This is a genomic window from Telluria sp. ZB4P37, from assembly GCF_059685855.1.
In genome coordinates this window covers 44,602-57,835 of sequence record NZ_JCASID010000021.1, presented here as the reverse complement: position 1 = coordinate 57,835, position 13,234 = coordinate 44,602, and the positions used below count along the sequence as shown (strand labels likewise).

The 13,234-nt window shown below is 64.4% G+C and carries 15 protein-coding genes; 8 read left to right on the top strand and 7 right to left on the bottom strand.

The genetic code is table 11. From position 1 onward, the window contains the following. Positions 1–350: transposase domain-containing protein (locus AC56K1_RS21925; RefSeq protein WP_497159896.1), on the bottom strand; the 350-nt coding region annotated here is incomplete at its 3' end. A 250-nt stretch (positions 351–600) separates the two neighbouring features. On the opposite strand from AC56K1_RS21925, the gene AC56K1_RS21920 reads away from it, so the two are divergent. From AC56K1_RS21920 to AC56K1_RS21900, 5 genes are all read left to right on the top strand, one after another. Then, positions 601–1,533 carry a MerR family transcriptional regulator gene (locus tag AC56K1_RS21920; RefSeq protein WP_497159895.1) on the top strand — a complete coding sequence of 311 codons (933 nt, stop codon included), beginning with the start codon at positions 601–603 and terminating at the stop codon, positions 1,531–1,533. Positions 1,534–1,573: 40 nt separating this feature from the next. Continuing rightward, complete coding sequence (locus AC56K1_RS21915; RefSeq protein WP_497159894.1) at positions 1,574–1,987, top strand: hypothetical protein; 414 nt, start codon at positions 1,574–1,576, stop codon at positions 1,985–1,987. Next, positions 1,984–2,193, top strand: coding sequence for a hypervirulence associated TUDOR domain-containing protein (locus AC56K1_RS21910; protein ID WP_497159893.1), 210 nt, complete (start codon positions 1,984–1,986; stop codon positions 2,191–2,193). The genes AC56K1_RS21915 and AC56K1_RS21910 overlap by 4 nt, the downstream gene beginning before the upstream one ends. A gap of 100 nt (positions 2,194–2,293) precedes the next feature. Then, positions 2,294–3,943: a M28 family metallopeptidase gene (locus AC56K1_RS21905; protein WP_497159892.1), complete on the top strand. Its 1,650-nt coding sequence runs from the start codon at positions 2,294–2,296 to the stop codon at positions 3,941–3,943. Between the two features lie 42 nt (positions 3,944–3,985). After that, positions 3,986–4,225 (top strand): hypothetical protein, encoded by a 240-nt coding sequence (locus AC56K1_RS21900; RefSeq protein ID WP_497159891.1) that lies wholly within the window; start codon positions 3,986–3,988, stop codon positions 4,223–4,225. On the opposite strand, the gene AC56K1_RS21895 is transcribed toward AC56K1_RS21900, so the two are convergent. The 6 genes from AC56K1_RS21895 to AC56K1_RS21870 all read right to left on the bottom strand — a co-directional run bounded on the left by AC56K1_RS21895 (position 4,209) and on the right by AC56K1_RS21870 (position 10,090). Next, on the bottom strand, positions 4,209–4,886 hold the full coding sequence (locus AC56K1_RS21895) for a type 1 glutamine amidotransferase domain-containing protein (RefSeq protein ID WP_497159890.1): 678 nt from the start codon (positions 4,884–4,886) through the stop codon (positions 4,209–4,211). The genes AC56K1_RS21900 and AC56K1_RS21895 overlap by 17 nt on opposite strands. A gap of 130 nt (positions 4,887–5,016) precedes the next feature. After that, the gene (locus AC56K1_RS21890; RefSeq protein ID WP_497159889.1) at positions 5,017–5,475 is read right to left on the bottom strand and encodes a MarR family winged helix-turn-helix transcriptional regulator; all 459 of its coding nucleotides are present in this window, start codon (positions 5,473–5,475) and stop codon (positions 5,017–5,019) included. Between the two features lie 124 nt (positions 5,476–5,599). Continuing rightward, positions 5,600–6,055, bottom strand: coding sequence for an Ohr family peroxiredoxin (locus tag AC56K1_RS21885; protein WP_497159888.1), 456 nt, complete (start codon positions 6,053–6,055; stop codon positions 5,600–5,602). A gap of 350 nt (positions 6,056–6,405) precedes the next feature. Continuing rightward, positions 6,406–7,392 carry an OmpA family protein gene (locus AC56K1_RS21880; RefSeq protein ID WP_497159887.1) on the bottom strand — a complete coding sequence of 329 codons (987 nt, stop codon included), beginning with the start codon at positions 7,390–7,392 and terminating at the stop codon, positions 6,406–6,408. Positions 7,393–7,733: 341 nt separating this feature from the next. After that, positions 7,734–9,134, bottom strand: coding sequence for an FAD-binding oxidoreductase (locus tag AC56K1_RS21875; RefSeq protein WP_497159886.1), 1,401 nt, complete (start codon positions 9,132–9,134; stop codon positions 7,734–7,736). Between the two features lie 86 nt (positions 9,135–9,220). Beyond that, on the bottom strand, positions 9,221–10,090 hold the full coding sequence (locus AC56K1_RS21870) for a DMT family transporter (protein ID WP_497159885.1): 870 nt from the start codon (positions 10,088–10,090) through the stop codon (positions 9,221–9,223). A 142-nt stretch (positions 10,091–10,232) separates the two neighbouring features. On the opposite strand from AC56K1_RS21870, the gene AC56K1_RS21865 reads away from it, so the two are divergent. The 3 genes from AC56K1_RS21865 (at position 10,233) to AC56K1_RS21855 (ending at position 12,948) form a co-directional block, all read left to right on the top strand. After that, positions 10,233–11,348 carry a toxic anion resistance protein gene (locus AC56K1_RS21865; RefSeq protein ID WP_497159884.1) on the top strand — a complete coding sequence of 372 codons (1,116 nt, stop codon included), beginning with the start codon at positions 10,233–10,235 and terminating at the stop codon, positions 11,346–11,348. Between the two features lie 69 nt (positions 11,349–11,417). Next, positions 11,418–12,005 (top strand): TerD family protein, encoded by a 588-nt coding sequence (locus AC56K1_RS21860; protein ID WP_497159883.1) that lies wholly within the window; start codon positions 11,418–11,420, stop codon positions 12,003–12,005. 58 nt (positions 12,006–12,063) lie between these two features. Beyond that, positions 12,064–12,948, top strand: a complete 885-nt coding sequence (locus AC56K1_RS21855) for a hypothetical protein (RefSeq protein ID WP_497159882.1) — start codon at positions 12,064–12,066, stop codon at positions 12,946–12,948. The last annotated feature ends 286 nt before the right edge of the window (positions 12,949–13,234 follow it).

The following is a 13,234-nucleotide window of genomic DNA, read 5'->3' as shown; positions in this document are numbered from 1 at the left end:
CTTGCCAACCGTTCGAACAGCCATGCCATCGGCGCTTCACCCAAGCGTTCACGGCCAGCCACTGCGGCACTGGGCACGGGCGTACTGGACATCGGCCCATCGGCCAAATCGAGTTGCTGGACGATGTGCCAGATCGGTTCATTACGAAACAGGGCCAGGCCGATGACCAGCCAGACCATGCGCTCGGCCGGCAGGCGCCGCCGGCGCAGCGACACGGTTCCGGTCTGTTGCAGGGCTTCGTCGATCCAGGCCGGATCGATCAGGCTGGCGAAACGCTCGAACTCATGCGGTGCCAGCTCAGCCGCATAGTCCAGGTCAAGTTGGAAGGCCATAATAAAAAACGGATTCACGTTGCACGTGAATCCGTTTTAGCTCAAATCGCCGGCTGGTCAATGCCTTAAATGACTGGCATTAACCTTCGGGTGGCTTTTTCTTGCCTGGCTGCAGCGCACGAATCGTGTTTGTACTCATATTCGGCATATTTTTGCGCTACACTCCTTAATGTCTCGGGTTTGTCACGGGACATACATTTCAAATACAGGTTCAACGGCGGGTCATATGGTCAATAAAACGGATGAGAAGCAAGATGGACTGCGGCAAGTGACTTACCGCAGCGGCGTGGCGGCGCGGCTTGCCGGCCTGCCGGTGGAAACCTTGCGGGTGTGGGAGCGGCGCTATGCTCTGTCCGATACCCAGCGCTCGCCGCACGGGCAACGGCTATATACGGCCGAGCAGGTGCGCCGTCTTGGCCTGCTCAAGCAGCTGGTCGACCTGGGCCACCCGATCGGCGTGCTGACCGACCTGCCGGTGGAGCGTCTTGAGGAAATGATCGCGCCGGATGCCTCGCGCGCGGCCGTTGTCAGCGGTCCGATGCGTACCCTGGTGGTTGGCGACAGCCTGGTGCGCCGCATCGCGGCCAGCGGCCGTGACGGCCGTGCGCTCCAGGTGCAGCGCCACTGCGCCCGGCTCGAGGGAGTGGCGGCGGTCGTGGACGGCCTGAGCCTGGACGTGCTGCTGATCGAAGCGTCCGAGCTGAACGAGGAGTCGGTCCCGCAAATCGCGACGGCGCGCGACCTCACGCGGGCGGCGGCAGTGGTGGTGCTGTACCGTTTCTGTGGCAGCGCCACGATCCGCGCGCTGCGCGAGCAGGGCTGCCTGGTGGCGCGCGTGCCGGCCGAGATCGGCGAGCTGGTGCTGCTGTGCCGCTCGGCGATGGCGGGGCAGGGTCTGCCGGCGCCCGTACAGCCTGGTGAGCAGATCGCGCCGCGCCGCTTCGACGACGAGATGCTGGCGACCATCATCGCCGCCGGCAACCGCCTGTCGTGCGAATGCCCGCGCCACCTGTCGGACATCCTGATGATGGTCGGCAGCTTCGAGCGCTACAGCGCCCAGTGCGCATCGCGCAACCAGGAAGACGCGCGTCTGCACCACGAGCTCGGACTGGCCGCGGGCCGGGCACGCATGGTGCTGGAGGGCGCGATGGAAAGGCTGGTGCTGGCTGAAGGCTTGCCGCTGCCGGGCAAGGCCGCGTAAGCAGGCCTGCAGGAACGGACGGTAATGAAGGGCCTGGCTGATGCCAGGCCTTTTCTTTGGCGCTGTGCAATGGCTTGCAGGGAAGAAGAAAGAACACACCGCGTCGTCAACCTGGGCGCCGATCCGCTCAGCGCATTACCTGAACGAGCGCCTGCGCAATGCGCCGCCCGGACTGGTACTGGACAATGCCATCGCCATCAACGACGGCGGCGCGATCGTGGCGAGCTCCAATGCCGGGCCGGTGCACTCCTGCCAGTGCAACGGGCAGCCGGCTGAGCACGGGCAGCATCGTGCTGGAATAGCGTCTGGTCAGGATGCCGCCATCGCGTGGGTGGCGGCGTTCCGTAGCGTGCAGGACGCGATGGGCTTATATGGTCAAATGAGGGCCTGGCCGGCTCTTCCTTCGAGGAGGGCAGGCGCGTACAAGCTGCTTACTCCGGAGACCCCATCATGACGGACCCATTCAAGGCCGGCGACAAGGTGCAGTGGCATTCATCCCAGGGCACCGTGCACGGCACCATCAAGAAGAAGCTGACCTCGCCCACCGACATCAAGGGGCACCATGTCGCGGCCTCGCCCGACAATCCGGAATACCTGGTCGTCAGCGACAAGACAGGCGCCGAAGCGGCGCACAAGGCGGACGCGCTCAAGAAAGTCTGAGGTGAAGGACGGCGCGGGAAGCGATGTCGAGCGGCATGAATCCTGGCCGCGCCTGTGATAATGTGGCCTTCCTGCTATGTTCACACGATGGAGAGCCAGATTGAAAAACCTTAGCTTCGTGCTGTTGGGCCTGGTGGGCGCGTGCGCCCAGGCCGCTGAAACACCGGTATTCGACCCGCAACGGCTGTCGCGGGATGTCAAGGTCCTGTCCTCGGACGAGTTCGAAGGCCGCGGCCCGAACACCGCCGGCGAGACCAAAACCGTCAATTACCTGGTCGAACAATTCAAGGCGGCCGGTTTGACCCCCGGCGGCGACCTTCAAGGGGGCAAGCGCAGCTGGACCCAGGACGTGCCGCTCGGCCGTTTCGAGATCAAGGGCCCGGTCCAGCTGACCCTGTTTGATGCCAAGGGCAGCCGCCAGCTGGTCCAGGGCGAGCACATGGCAGTGCGCGCATCGATGAGCGGCGCGAAACAGGTCGATTTCAAGAAGGCGCCCCTGGTCTTCGTCGGCTACGGCGTCACCGCCCCCGAGCGCAAGTGGGACGACTTCAAGGGCATGGACCTGAAGGGCAAGCTGGCCGTGGTGCTGATCAACGACCCGGACTTCGAGACCGGCCAGGGCGAGTTCGGCGGCAAGGCTATGACCTATTACGGCCGCTGGACCTATAAGTTCGAGGAAATGGCACGCCGCGGCGCGCTCGGCACGATCATCGTGCACGAGTCGGCGCCGGCATCCTACGGCTGGCCGACGGTGAAGAATTCGAACACCAACGTGATGTACGACATCGTGCGCAAGGAGCCGCGCAAGGCCCATGCCCCAATGGAAGCCTGGATCCAGCGCGACCTGGCCGCCAGCATGTTCAAGGCGGCGGGCCTGGATTTCGACGCCGCCAAGAAGCAAGCGCAGGCACGGACTTTCAAGCCGGTGGAGCTCAAGGGCGTCACACTGTCTGCCAATTATGCGGTCGATGCGCAGGTGATCAAGTCGAAGAACGTGTTGGCGATCCGCGAAGGCAGCAAGCTGCCCAAGCAATACGTGATGTATAGCGGCCACTGGGATCACCTCGGCGTCGGCCAGCCCGACGCGAAGGGCGACAAGATCTACAACGGCGCCGTCGACAACGCGACCGGCATTGCCGCCTTGCTGGAACTGGCGCGTGCCTATGGCAAGGCGCCGGCGCCGCAGCGCAGCGTCGTGTTCCTGGCCGTGACGGCGGAAGAGAAGGGCCTGCTTGGGTCGGAATACTACGCGTCGAACCCGGTCTACCCGCTGGCGACGACGGTCGGCCTCATCAACATGGATGCGCTGAACCCGCGCGGTCCTTCGCGCGACTTCAACATCTCGGGCAATGCCAAGCTGGACCTGCTCGACCAGCTGGTCGCCAAGGCCAAGGCGGCGAACATCAGCTACTCGCCGGATCCGAAGCCGGAAGCGGGCTACTTCTTCCGCTCCGACCATTTCCCGTTTGCAAAACGCGGTGTGCCGGCGATTTCCTTCGGTTCCGGCAAGAACTGGATCGACGGTGGAGACAAGGCCGGCCAGGCGGCCGAGGACGACTATACGACCAAGGCCTACCACCAGCCTGCCGATGAATTCGACCCGAGCTGGATCTTCACCGGCATGGCGCGCGACCTCGGACTCCTGTATTCGCTGGGCCTGGACCTGGCCAATGCCAAGACCTGGCCGAACTGGTCGGTCGATTCGGAGTTCCGCGCGGCGCGCGACAAGTCGGCAGCCGAGCGCAACTAACGATGACCGTCGTGGCCGAAGGGGGTGGAAACCAGGGAGCAGATGAACTGGCTGCTCGCCCCTTGCTGCCATGTTGGCCAGGGATACTTCTTCAGCCCGCCAGTGCCGCCCGCCGACGTGCAGCAGGTCATCGAACGGATCGAAGTGCGCCTGAGCGGGTATACGACAAGGCCATTCGAAGCCGGCGACCTGTGTATCGAGCACCTGGCGCAAGCCGCTTCGCGGGGAGTACAGGATCGTCGTTCCCGTACTCCGGTGGCATCCTTCAACCCAGCAGCTTGAGCAGTGCCTTGGCCGCGGCTTCCGACGAGGCCGGGTTCTGCCCGGTCACCAGCAGGCCGTCGGTGACGGCATAGGCCTGCCAGTCTCCCAGCTTGCTATAGATGCCGCCGTTTTGCTTGAGCATGTCTTCCACAAGGAAGGGCACGATGCGGGTCAGACCGACCGCTTCTTCTTCGGTATTGGTGAAGCCGGTGACCTTCTTGCCCTCCACCAGCGGCTTGCCGTCCGGGCCCTTGGCGTGGCGCAGCACACCGGGCGCATGGCATACGGCCGCCACCGGTTTTCCCGCTGCGATCATCTGTTCGATCAGTGCAATGGACGAGCGGTCTTCCGCCAGGTCCCACAGCGGGCCATGGCCTCCTGGATAGAATACGGCATCGAAATCGCTTGCCGACACCTCGGCCAGCTTGCCGGTAGTGGCCAGCACTGCCTGGGCTTGTGGGTCTGCCTTGAAGCGCTTGGTCGCTTCCGTCTGCGCATCCGCTTCGTCGCTTTTCGGATCGAGGGGCGGTTGGCCGCCCAATGGCGACACGACCGTGAGGGTGGCGCCGGCTTCCTGCAGCGCATAGTAGGGGGCGGCGAATTCTTCCAGCCAGAAGCCGGTTTTCTTGCCGGTGTCGCCGAGTTGCGCGTGCGAGGTCAGGACCATCAGGATGTTCATGTTGCGCTCCTTGTGCGTGGGTGATTGAAGGCGTGGATGGGCATACCGCGCTAGCTTGGCATGCTTTCGCGGACTTCGTCGTTCGCAATGGTCGCCGATGCCTGGGGGCAGGTGTGGCGCCAACCGGGATCTATTTCTTGAGTGACCTGGCCAGGTTGTCGCGCAACTTGAGTACGGCGTCGCGCGTGCCGGCGAACTCGTCCAGGCTCAGTCCGCAGGCCTCGGACAAGGCGGCGGCATTGACTTTTTCGCGCAGGGCCCGGCCCTCCGCGGTCAGGCCGACCAGCACCTGGCGCTCGTCGGCGCTGTCGCGCTGGCGGGTGACATATCCCATGGCTTCCAGTTTTTTCAGGATGGGCGTGAGCGTGTTCGATTCCAGGAACAGCTTCTCGCCCAGCCCGCCCACCGTCTGGTTGCCTTCTTCGTAGAGTGCGATCACGGTGATGTACTGGGTGTACGTCAACCCCAGCGCATCGAGGATGGGTTTATAGGCCTTGCCAAAGCTGAGGTTGGCCGAATAGATGGCGAAGCACAGGAAATCCGTCAGCTTCAGGTCGTCAGCCTTGGGGGTTGTCTTTGCTTTGCTCATGGTGGTTCGTCCGATCCAGAATGATGCCCACTTTACCACGCGGATCCGATTGAATCGGATCAGTTGAATTGCGCGTCTGCCTGACGGCGAGGGTGCGCGCGGGCGCGCACCCTTGTCGCGGTTATCAGGCCGTCGTGACTCCCAGGGCCACGTCGATATTGCCGCGCGTGGCTTTGGAGTACGGGCAGATGGCGTCGGCCGCGTGGGCTATCTCGGTGGCAAGTGCGTGGTCGAGGCCGGGCACGACCAGGCTGAGCCTGGCCTGGATGAAGTAGGCGCTGCCGCCCAGGCCAAGATCCACTTCGATGTCCACGGCGGTATCTGCTGGCAGCGTGACCTGTTTTTCCTTGGCGACGAGGCCCACTGCGGCGATGTAGCAGGCCGACCAGGCGCCGGCGAACAGCTGCTCGGCGGTCGGATGCGGCTGGATGGCTTCAAACGCATATGCGGGCGCAGCGGAAATACGGGGCGCGGACAGGTTGATGTTCAGGTTGCCATCGTGCTTGCCGGCGAGGACGCCGCCGTCGGCGGAAGTGGTGCGGGATTTGCCGGTCAACAGAACTTTCTGAATGGTGCTCATGGACTGCTCCTTGGTGTGGTTAGATGAATCGTATGCGACTGAATCTCAATCGATGGACGTAGTATAGCCACGCAAAACACGATGTCAAGCGCTTTCGATTAAATCGTACGCGATTTATTTTGCCTGCGACCGGGCGGTCTGGGAATGGCGCCAGTAGATGAAGGTCTACATGACTTACGCCATGTGTGGAGCGGTGAATGTTCGTAGGGTGGTAGGACCCTTCGACCGCCGTTCAACTCTGGCATGCACTGTGGCGACGCATGATCTGGTTGAACGCGCGGCCGGCAGAGCCGACCACCCTACATGTGTCACGTGATGCATTAGCGCCGCCTGACTTGGCCAGTTGGACCCTAGCGCATCATGACATCGACCCGGCGCGATGCCGCATTGGTCGGCGCGGTGCCGGTCGTCTCGGCCGGCTTTTCGAGCAGGGTGCGTTCCTTCGCGATGCCGGCGGCGACAAGCTTCTGCTGCACCGCTTCGGCGCGGGCTTTTGCCAGTTTGGCATTGGCAGCGGGATCACCCGTCGGGTCGTTGAAACCCGAAATGACCGCCGTCTTGCCAGGGTTTGCGTTCATGTAGGCGATGGTCGCCGCTGACTTGTCCTGGAACTCGTTCGATACCTCGGTTTTCGCCGTATCGAAATACACCTTCAGCACCGGCACGCCGTCGGCCACAGCGGCGATGACGGCGGCGCCTTCCGGCTCGACCACCACGATATCCGGGACAAGGGCCGGCGCTTCTGGTGTGGCCGCGGGAGGCGCGACGACAGCGGGTGCCGCCGTGGTGTCAACCGGCTCGCTGCGTTTTTGCGTGCTGCAGTAGCCGAGCGTGAGCAGTGCAATCAGCGCCACCGCAGCCCAGGGCAGCCAATTCCTGGCGGGCGCTTGCACGGCCCCCGCCTGGGAAGCCGCTACCGGAGCAGCTGACGCCCATGCACCACGGTTGCCGATAAAGGACTCGGCCTCGGCCGGCAGGGCGGACGGCAGCACGCCGCCCTTGGCCACATGCGACACGATGGCCGGGATCGCGTAGCCAAGCGCCGCGCTCGCCTTGGTCCGGTCGATGCCAAACCGCGATGTCATGTCCGATACCAGGTTGGGGTCGCCGACTGCGCGTTCGAGCTCGGGAGCCGAGACTGGCGCGGCGGCGTTCGGCGAAGTGCTCCATGCATCCACTGTTGGCCCCATGCCGCCGTCGCGCAGGCGCTGGATGAATCCGGCGAAACCGCCGTGCTTGGGATCGCTTATTTTCGCAAGCAGCATTTGTACGAACGAGCGGGCATGCGTTCCCAGTCCGAATTTCTGCTCCAGGGTAGAAATGATGTCGTCGAACATGGCGGTTCCTTCCAGACAATTGAAAAATAGTCGGAGTTGCTATCGCCATGAACCGCGGACCGATGACCATCGAGCAGTTCAGGCCATGAGCATTTGTTCGCATGCTGGAGGATGCACGTCGCAGGTACGCGAGAGCGAGATTCTCCTTGTTTGAAGAGAAGCGTACACCGATCGTTCGATCCGCTGCACACCTTTGCAATCGACGGCGTTTCGAAGTTATCGCGAAACATTGATCGGGAATGCGATGCGAGCGTCGCGCAGGACAGGGTCCGGCTCGGCCGGGCAGTCGAGCGCGTCCGGCGCCGGCTGCCCGGCGCAGCCGCAGCCGCAGGGCAGCCCCGTCAGGCGGCGGCGCCCGTGGCGGGGCGGATGTTCTGGTTGGCGCGGAACAGGTTATCGGGATCGTATTGCATCTTGATCTGCGCCAGTCGCTCGTAGTTCGCGCCGTAGGCATCGGGCGTGCGTTCGCTTTCATCCTGGGGCATGAAATTGACGTACACGCCCCCGCTCGCAAACGGCGCGGCATCCCTGAAGAAATCACGGGCCCAGGCAATGCCGAGCGCATCGTCGGCCGCGTCGTCCCAGCGTGTGTGTACGTTCATCACATACAAGGCGTCGCGGTGTGGATAGGCCGTCGCTTGCGGCGCCGGCACGCTCGCTTGCGCGCCCAGCAATCCGAGGAAGATCTCGCACTGCGAAGTAGGTAAATTGGCGGCATAGCGCAGGACGACCTCGATGGCCTGGTCGCTCAGCCGGGCAAAATTATGCGATTTCCAGTAGTTGCGCGCACCCGGCATCAAGAGGGGATCGAAGATCTGCTGCCAGGCCGCATACGGCATGGGACCGGCATGCATGCCCAGCGGTTCGCCCCAATGGCTGATGCGCTCGATTGCCGCATTCGCGTCCGCGGCCGGCCCCGGCGAGAACACCGGCAGCACCAGCACCTCCTGCCCATGCACCTGCGGCGCCAGGAAGGGAAGGGGAGGCGCCTTGCGCAGGACGGCCCAGACCGTCAGGTCGGCAGGCATGGCATCGACGGCATCGCGGTAATGCGTCAAGACTGTCCGGGCCTGGTCGAACGGGAACACGATCAGCCCGGCCGTGATCTCCGGACCCACCGGGTGCAGCTGGAATTCGAAGCGGGTGACCACGCCGAAATTGCCGCCGCCACCACGGATAGCCCAGAACAGGTCGGGGTGATCCGCCGCGCTCACCTGCAGGCGCTGCGCGTCGGCCGTGACCATCTCGGCCGACAGCAGGTTGTCGGCCGCCAGGCCCAGCGTGCGGCTGAGCCAGCCGAAACCCCCGCCCAGCGTCAGCCCCGCCACGCCGGTGGTGGAATTGATGCCCAGGGGCGTGGCCAGCCCGTAGGCCTGCGCTTCGTGGTCGAAGTCGCGCAAGGTGGCCCCGCCTTCGACCCAGGCGCGGCGCCGCTGTGGATCGACCTGAACCGATTTCATGCTTGACAAGTCGATCACCAGTCCGTCATCGCACAGCGCGCTGCCGGCGATGTTGTGACCGCCGCCGCGCACGGCCAGGGGCAGCTGGTGGTCGCGCGCGTAGGCCACGGCGGCGCGCACGTCCGCCGTGCCGGCGCAGCGCACGATGATGGCCGGACGCCGGTCGATCATCGCGTTCCAGACGGTGCGGGCCGCGTCATAGCCCGGATCCTGCGCTTGCAGGATCGTTCCTCGGATGACATTTTTCAGCGCATCGAATTGCCCATTCGCCAGCGTATTCATCGCACACCTCCGGTATGGTTGGTGGAAAGCCTCTCTTCATCATAGGGAGGCGGGGCCCACATGCAAGCGGAGAGGGTACGGACGGATCATGCGCGGGGTGCGGGAGCGTCGGCGGGCCGGAGCTTGCCGGCCAGGACCACAAGCGCGATACCGCCGATGATCGCGATCGATGCGGCAAGCAGCCGCAGCGTGAGCGGCTCGTCCAGGAAGGCAACGCCGCCCAGCGCCGCAATCGAGGGAAGGCCCAGTTGCACTGCCGCTGCCGTGGTCGACTTCAGGAAAGGCAGTGCCGTGTACCAGATGGCATAGCCGAGGCCCGAAGTGAGCGCGCCGGACAGCAAGGCATACCAGGCCCCGGCCGGGTCGTACGAGGCGCTGCGCAACAGCACGAGGCTCACCCCCAGCGCCATCGGTGCCGCACGCAAGAAATTGCCCGCAGTGACCGTGAGGGCATCCCCGGCGCCCTTGCCGCGCACCGAGTAGATGCCCCAGGCCATGCCGGCGCCCAGCATGAGCAAGGCGCTTGCCAGCGGCGGCGCGGACAGGCCGGGCAGCAACAGGCCGAGCAGGCCGGCGCCCGCGAGCAGCAAGCCCAGCAGCTGGACGGGACGCAGGCGCTCGCCCGACCAGAGTCCATAGGCGATCATCGTTGCCTGGACGGCGCCGAACAGGATCAGCGCCCCGGCGGCGGCAGACAGGTGAATATAGGAAAAGGAAAAACCGGCCGCATAGGCGAACAAGGCCAGCGCGGACAACCAGTTTCCCTTGCCGGGGTTGGGGCCGCCGCGCAACCTGAGCAGCACCCACAGCATGAGCGCGCCCGCCAGCAGGCGCACGGTCGTGAAACTGGCGGCGTCGATATGCGTACGGGATAAGGCGGCCCTGCACAGCAGCGAGTTTCCCGCAAATGCGCTGAGCGCCAGTAGCGTCAGGACGACGAGGCGCGCAGATGACATCAAGAGCTCCTGACACATGAAATGGGCGGCGTGGATTGGTTATACTGAACGAACAGCCAATGGCGCGCAAGAGCGATACTCGCGCAGCCGGATTGTCCAGTGGTAAGCTATTCATGTTGTCACTTCAACCTGAAGGAAAGTTATGAAACCGCTGTTCTCCTCCGACGAAGAAGCGAACGCAGCACCCGCGGCGCCCGCGCCCACGCTGGCGCCCTTGCTCAATCCTGCCGGCATGCCTGACGCGCTGCCTGCATTGCGTCCAGAGGCGAACGCGGCCCCACTGGTCCGTGTCGATATCTCCGGTATCGACGACAAGGCCATCGAGGCCCTGGGCGGCAATACGGGCGCCGGTGTGGCCAAGGTGTCGGCCAAGCTGCTCGGCACCGTGCGTGCGTCGGATGCGGACGTGTTCGGCACGCAGCTGAACGAACTGATCGCCACCTCCAAGGGCCTGGACCCGGCCAAGCTGCGCTCCGGCGGCCTGCTGTCGCGGGTCACGAACATGTTCGGCTCGGTCAAGGAAAAGATGCTGTCGCAGTACCAGGTGGTCGAGTCGCGCATGGACACCCTGGTGTCGGAAATGACGCGCCATGCCAACGTGCACCGGGGACGCATCCAGGATTTCGACGAGATGTACAAAGGCCTGGAAATGTACTACCAGGGCCTGGATGCCGACGTGAAGAAGGGCGAAGCCTGGGCCGAGCAACTCAGGCAGGCGGTGGCGCAGCAGGCCGCGCCGGCCAATGCCTTCGAGGCGCAGCAGGCCACCGAGCTCAAGCGCCGTCTCGAGCGCCTGGAAAAGCGCATCGACGATTTGCGCCGCGCCATGCTGATGGCCACGCAAATGGTGCCGCAGATCCGCCTGTCGCAGGACAATGCCCGGGCCCTGACCGACACCTTCACCGACATCGTCAACGTGTCGATCCCGGCCTGGCGCAACGTGTTCTCGCTCTACCTGCTGCAGCTCGAGGCCAAACAGAGCGCGGCCGTCGCCAACGCGGCCTACGACGCCACCGACGCGGCCTTCCGCGCCCAGGCCGATATGCTGCTGGAAAATACCGAGACGGTGGCCCGCGCCAAGCAGCGTTCCCTGGTCAGCCTGGAAACGGCCCAGCACGTCCAGACCCAGCTCATCACCGCTTTCGACAAGCTCGAACAGATCTCGAACGAAGGCCAGCAGCGCCGCAGGGACGAGCTGCCGAAACTGCAGCAACTCGAGCGCGAGCTGATCGAACGCTTTTCACCAGGCGGGGCCTGAGCAGGGAGCGCGCCCATTGCTGCGGGCGCGCATTCCAGCGAAAATACCATTCTCACTACAAGGAACATCATGTCGACGACGCTCGAAACTGGCCACCGCATCAATCTCGAAAAATCTGCTCCGGGCTTGAAGCGTGTTCGTATCGGACTCGGATGGAAGGTCAACGCGGCCGAAGGCCAGGCCTTCGACCTCGACTCGTCGGTATTCCTGTGCAAGAAAGATGCGAGCGACCACCCGGTCATGCTCAGCAACGCCCACTTCGTTTACTACAACCACACCACCTCCCCGGATGGCGCCGTCGTGCACTCCGGCGACAACCGCACGGGCGACAAGGATGGCGACGACGAAGTCATCACCGTCGACCTGGGCAAGGTCGAGGCAGAAGTCATGGAAATGCCGATCGTGGTCACCATCCACGAGGCCGAGGCGCGCAAGCAGACCTTCGGCCGTGTCACCGATGCCTACGTCAAGGTGTACAACGACGAGACCGGCGAAGTACTCGCCGAATACGACCTGGACGAAGACTATTCGGACAAGACCGCGCTGCAGTTTGGCTCGCTGTACCGCAAGGATGGCGAATGGCGCTTCCATGCCGTCGGCGCCGGCTTCAAGCTGAACCTGGCGACCTTCATCCGCAAGCTCGGCGGCACCGTCTGAGGACGGCCGGGCGCGGCTGCCCTCCAGTCGAAGCGCTGCCCACGATGGCAAGGTGCCGATGACCCACCAGACACCCAAGGCATTCGATTTCGGCGCGGAACCGGAGCCTGTCCCCGATTCGGCGACGCGTCCGGCTGCGCCGCAGGCGCTCGACTTCGGCGACGCGCAGGGGGCCGCAGCGGAGCCTGCCCGCAGCAGCCCGCCCAAGCCCCTGTCCTTCGACGAGCTTCCCGCCGCGCCGGCGCCTGGCGCGGCCGCGAAGTCCGTGGCCCGCGCGCTGTTCGAGAGCGAAGACCACCCGGCGGTGCGCGATGCGCTGGCAATCGCCTGCACCGATTATCCCGCTTTGTTCGCGCACGCTGAGCAGCGCCTGGCCGCGCTGTTTCGCCGTCTCCTGCCGGTCAAGCTGACGCTGGTCACGGAGTGGGGGCAACAGCCCCTGATGGAGCAGGCCGCGCTGCTCCAGCCCGTGACCGAGCTGGTGCTGAAGTTCGCACAGATGGGGGTGCCTGCGCTGCTCGAGGCCGCGCTCGACAGCACCAGGGGGCCAACGGGCGTATTCGGCAAGCTGTTCCGCCGCACGGCATCGCCTGCCGGGTTCAAGCCGGCGCTGGCCTCGAGCCGTGGGGAGCTGCTGCAGCTCATGGTAGACAGCGAAGTCGCCACGCGCAACCTGGAAGAGTCGGCGCAGAACCTGGCCTTGCAAGCGGCTGCGCTGGCCGTGGTGGCGAAACTCGCCGGCGGCGCGCTGGATGCGACCTTGTTCGACGCGCTCGTGCAGCGCCGCACGCTGATCCAGCAGGCAGTGCGCCAGGCCGAGCTGTCGGTAATGCAGATGGGGCAGGTGCGCCAGCAGGCCGCCGACCTGGTCGGCCAGGTGTCCTCGTTCCTGACAGTGACCTTGCCGGCGCTTGAGATGGCGCAGGCGCAGGGCGGTAACTAGGAACTGTGCCGTGGTGGTCGAGCCGGCTCGAATGTGTAGGACGGGTGCGCTATTTTTAGGCAAACCTTCGGCCGGTGGTGTAATCTGAAGATTGAAACAGCCTCGTAAGCCACCGACATTTTGGGAGGCACTATGCCCTGCGTTGATCATGACTACAAGAATTGTCCCGCCTACATAGAATTGAAATACGGCGAGCAATGCAAACAAGCTGGATGCCAGCGCAAGAAGGCGCCCTTCCAGACTTCCTCCGCCTTGTTCCAGCATGAGAACGATGATCTGGAGAGCG

Coding starts and splice junctions, on each gene's coding strand:
- AC56K1_RS21915 (WP_497159894.1), top strand. CDS start 1,574: ATGCCAGGCCTTTTCTTTGGCGCTGTGCAATGGCTTGCAGGGAAGAAG.
- AC56K1_RS21910 (WP_497159893.1), top strand. CDS start 1,984: ATGACGGACCCATTCAAGGCCGGCGACAAGGTGCAGTGGCATTCATCC.
- AC56K1_RS21900 (WP_497159891.1), top strand. CDS start 3,986: ATGAACTGGCTGCTCGCCCCTTGCTGCCATGTTGGCCAGGGATACTTC.
- AC56K1_RS21895 (WP_497159890.1), bottom strand. CDS start 4,886: ATGAACATCCTGATGGTCCTGACCTCGCACGCGCAACTCGGCGACACC.
- AC56K1_RS21890 (WP_497159889.1), bottom strand. CDS start 5,475: ATGAGCAAAGCAAAGACAACCCCCAAGGCTGACGACCTGAAGCTGACG.
- AC56K1_RS21885 (WP_497159888.1), bottom strand. CDS start 6,055: ATGAGCACCATTCAGAAAGTTCTGTTGACCGGCAAATCCCGCACCACT.
- AC56K1_RS21880 (WP_497159887.1), bottom strand. CDS start 7,392: ATGTTCGACGACATCATTTCTACCCTGGAGCAGAAATTCGGACTGGGA.
- AC56K1_RS21875 (WP_497159886.1), bottom strand. CDS start 9,134: ATGAATACGCTGGCGAATGGGCAATTCGATGCGCTGAAAAATGTCATC.
- AC56K1_RS21870 (WP_497159885.1), bottom strand. CDS start 10,090: ATGTCATCTGCGCGCCTCGTCGTCCTGACGCTACTGGCGCTCAGCGCA.
- AC56K1_RS21865 (WP_497159884.1), top strand. CDS start 10,233: ATGAAACCGCTGTTCTCCTCCGACGAAGAAGCGAACGCAGCACCCGCG.
- AC56K1_RS21860 (WP_497159883.1), top strand. CDS start 11,418: ATGTCGACGACGCTCGAAACTGGCCACCGCATCAATCTCGAAAAATCT.
- AC56K1_RS21855 (WP_497159882.1), top strand. CDS start 12,064: ATGACCCACCAGACACCCAAGGCATTCGATTTCGGCGCGGAACCGGAG.